Genomic DNA, 4231 nt, shown 5'->3' on the forward strand with positions numbered 1-4231 from the left:
ACCGTGATGCTCCGTTCGAGAGTGCTGTGAAGGGTTCACTCGAAGATCACGCGGTGGCCGCTCCACGTCTACTACGACGAGGCCGGCAACCGCGTTACACCATCATCGGGGACTCAACTGACAATGGTGGCGCATGGGCGCGGTTGCCCTCGGCAGTGTGGCGTTGCTGCAACGGACACGGCATTCGCGTGTCGCTGCGCCTCAGTGCCGGCGGATGCGCGGTGATCGGACCGGTGGCTCAAGCCGCCCTCGCTGATGGCTTCGCGGAGTCATGGCCGCGGCTGGGTCGGACCGGCCGTCGCGCTGAATATCGACGAACGGACAGGCGGATCGGTCATCGCATGCAACACCGAAACGTTGCTAGTTAACATAACGAAGGTTATCGGCAATCCTGTGACCTGCGCCTTTGCTGTTATCTCTAGATTTGCGGGACTCTCGCTGCGAGGGAATCTCGCAGGCTTGCGGTGATGTCGCTTGGGACCTGTTCTACACAGGCTGTCGTGCGACGGGTATACGCAGCAATCCTCGATGTGGAATCTGGTATCAATGACGCACTGTCATAGCATCCACTCGACGGTTTCCCGTCGCTTCGGCGTCCGATGGCAAGATCACTGCCCGCGCACGCTTAGCTCGTGCACCTAACTCTCTACTTCGTAGGTAGCAGAAAATTTCTGCAAGTCCGGCGTGTCTAGAGTGAAAGAACAAGACGAACTGTCATGATCGTCGGCATGTCCGATTGTGTCCGTCGCCGCAGAGTGGGCCGCCCCGCGCTGCCGTATACGCCTGTGCAGATGAACCTTCGTGTGCACCCAAGCGTGCGTCGGTTCCTTCATACCGAAGCGGAACGGCGTGGGCTCAACGCCAACACGCTGCTAATGGAGATCGTTGCGGACGCTATGGGGACGACAGTCGCCGACCTGACCGCCGCAGGGCTGCAGGAAGAGGAGGACACCCAGATCCAACGAAGCGCCTGACCGCGTAGAGCAGGCCTATACAAAAACGAAACCCCCGGCGTGCCGGCCAGGGGCTTCGAAATAAGTCACGTAGAGGAGAAGCGCCAACTTCTTGTTCCTCTACCTCCCCGAAGGGACACTCTTGCCTGAGTGGTCTCAGGGTATCGCACACCCTGAAGAAGGTTCAATCAAATCACCGCGTGTCGCCAGCGATTTAAGTACAACCACTAAATGCTGCGGTTCGAACACGTCACAGATAAGTGACCTGCGTCTCATAGAGCGCTTGTTCGAGGTGTGTACTCGTAAATGGTCACCGCGATCCCGAGTACGTCTCGACGTGCAGCAAACGCATGACTACCTGGCCACATCAGCGATGCCTGCGACCGCACCGGCCGTGCCGTGGGCTATTCACCTCACTGATACACAGCGACGATTCCAGCTACTCGCGTTCGACTTCGATAGCAGTCGGCACGGTACTGAGACTGCCGTCAGTGATGCAGATCGCCTGTGCAATGTGCTCGATGACCTGGGAGTCGCACATCTGCGGACAGTCTCCGGTCCCACAAAGGGCCAGCACATATGGGTCCGGCTCGCCGAACCGGGCACTTCTGCGGATAGTGTGCGCCGACTAGCGCACGTATTACGCCAGCACTACCCAAGTCTCGATCCGTCCCCGCTCACCAACTCCGCCACTGGCGCGGTGCGACCTCCGGGCGCTCCCCATCGTCACGGTGGCTGTTCCCTCCCCCATCTTCGTGGGAAAGCACTGCTCGACACGTTGGTGCGCATGGATGCAGGTGCTTCTCCCGAAGTGGTGCAATGGCTTCTCGCCCAGCATCCTCACGCCGAATCTCATGTGCGAGACCCCCGTCTTCAGATGGTCCGCATTGTCAAGGACCAGGCCGGACCGCATCTCGATCGCCCGCGCCGACCACTTACCGCCCGAACTAGCGCTCTTCTGTCTACGACTCCCCCTCCAGGCACCGACAGATCGGCCCTCGCACACAGCATCCTGCTCGGGATGGCGAAAGCTGGTCATACCCTCGCAGATGTCGAAGCAGTTGTCGGTTCAGCCCCGGGTCTTGTCCGCTTACGCGAAGACCGTGACCGGGGACGAGATGAGACGGCCCGCCAGTGGCGGCGCGCCCTCGATACCGCCGCTCGGTTTACTCCGCCCAGTGTCACCGAACGCGAAGTTATCGATGACGAGCTCGACCAAATCGAAGCCGCTATTACAACAGACCCGACCCGTTGGGCACGCGCCGGCGGAGCGAGCGACGAACGAATCCTGCATGCCCTAGTCGTCCTGGCCCGTACGGCCCGCACGCGGACGCTGGACATAGACGTACGCCGATTGGCCGAAGCAGCCGCCGTTGATGCCTCCACGGTGTCTCGACGCCTGCGAGTGCTTGCACAGGAAGGCTGGATTTTCAGAGTCCGAGCAGGAGCAGGGACTCGAGCCTCCACCTGGGAGCTGAACATTCGGTGTTCTACTGCAACACAAGGGGAACCCGCCCCCGGCTCCTGTTCGGGGTTATCCCTAGAACTGTTGGATCACCACACTCATGATGTCTGGTCGAATGGAGCAGGGCTCGGTGGTGCAGGTGCTCGTGTCCACTGGGCAGTTCTCAAGTTCGGGGAAACCTCAACTTCCGCTTCCCTCGGAAATGACATGATTTCCTGGGTTGTGTCCTTTACCGGCTACACCCGGAGCACAGTGTCCCGGATCGTAGGAAAACTCTATGAGAAGGGGCTGCTTCCGGAGTTGTCGACTTCAAGAAATTCGCAACAGATGGACCGAGCGGCTGCCGCGCTCGGAGTTAGAGGCGTGGCAGCACAGAGAGCTCATCGGCACCTTGTCGACCGTGAACTGCATCGGTGGTGGCTCGAAGAACTTGAGTGGAGAAGCCGCCGCGGTAAGAAGCACGGCGTCCCTAGGACTCCCCCATCGAATCTGGCCCTCCCCCTGGACGCAAGCGCTCGGATGCGATACGGACGATTTCCTGCCAGGGCCAATGGCCATGCGGACTACCGGTCGGCGCGCCTGGTCGTCACAGAAGCGCTTGCTGCGACGTCGTCCAACAGAAAGGCCGCATAAGTCTTGGAGAAGCCGAGCTTTCCCCCGCAACGGATTCTCCTATTACTATTGTAATATCCCCGACAGTCCTGCGGATGAGAAGGGCGCTACGCCCGAAAGGGCGCAGTCGAGGAGGTCGCGTGGCAGACGAAAACGCCCAGCAGGGTGCATTCGGTTCCGAGGATCAGGGAGGGCAGGGCAATGGCGCAGAGCGAGGAATTCACGACACAGGTCGAGGGGATCGACCTGACGATCGCGGCCGAGACCAGGCGGATTCTGGCCGAGTGGCTAGGCGTCGATCCGGCGACCGAGCAGGAACGGATCGACCGGCAGGCCCTGCGCCTGCAGCAGCTGACCGAGGACGCGGCCGAACAGTTCGAGCAGGCGAACCCGCCGGCATCGGACGCGACGTACCAGGACGCGGTCCGCGCGAAGGAAACGGCGTGGCGGGCAGCACGGGAGATGGTGCTCGAGAACGAACTGTATCCGCAGGTGACCCCCGAGATCCGACAGGACTGGGAGCAGTTCGAGCAGTGGGCCGAGCAGGAAGCCGAGAAGGACTGGGAAGCGGCTCGGGTAGCGCAGGACCCCGACCGGTGGCGGACGCAGAACGTCAGGCCGAACCCGACCGCGGTGCGGGTCGTGGAGCGGGTGTGGGTGTCGAAGCCGGGATGGTTCCTGTCGCTGGCGGAAGCTCTGATCGCACAGCGGATCGAGGACAACCAGCCGGTGCCGGCGACCTCCCGCGACCGGCTGACCGAGGAGCTGACGGAGCTGATCGAGGACGAGATGCGGCGCAACCCGCCGGAGGACCCGGATCTGCCGTTCTGATCCAGGCACAGTGGGCGCAGACCCGCGATGATCTGGTTGACCTGCGCAAACAAGGTAAGGCAGTCGCACGTGCACTCAAGTCGGCGCATCGAGCCTTGGCGACTGCGCAGGAACGTGGTCTCGAGCGTGGCATCGAGGCCAATAGCGAGCATGTCACCACGCTGACCGAACGGCTCGACCGTCTGCGGGGACGCTGGCGTGAGCTGCGGGCGCAGGAAAACCAGCTGCGCACCGAGCTGCACACCTGGGGCATCGACCCGGAGGCCGTCCCCAAGCAGACGGTGCGCGAGGTCGCCGCCGCACAACCGGCCTGGCGGGAGCATCCCGCAACCGAGCGGCAGTTGCGCACCCTCGAGCGCCTGGCCGCGGA

At 62.2% G+C, this 4231-nt stretch carries 3 protein-coding genes; all 3 read left to right on the forward strand.

The window, feature by feature from the left end; all coding sequences use genetic code 11:
- The first annotated feature begins 716 nt into the window (after positions 1–716).
- Positions 717–974 (forward strand): hypothetical protein, encoded by a 258-nt coding sequence (locus K3M35_RS25420; RefSeq protein ID WP_019287437.1) that lies wholly within the window; start codon positions 717–719, stop codon positions 972–974.
- Positions 975–3231: 2257 nt separating this feature from the next.
- Complete coding sequence (locus tag K3M35_RS25425) at positions 3232–3861, forward strand: hypothetical protein (protein ID WP_220667247.1); 630 nt, start codon at positions 3232–3234, stop codon at positions 3859–3861.
- A 95-nt stretch (positions 3862–3956) separates the two neighbouring features.
- Positions 3957–4231: hypothetical protein (locus tag K3M35_RS25430; RefSeq protein WP_220667248.1), on the forward strand; the 275-nt coding region annotated here is incomplete at its 3' end.

The sequence above is a fragment of the Rhodococcus sp. DMU2021 genome, from assembly GCF_019641445.1.
Taxonomy (GTDB): Bacteria; Actinomycetota; Actinomycetes; order Mycobacteriales; family Mycobacteriaceae; genus Rhodococcus; species Rhodococcus pyridinivorans.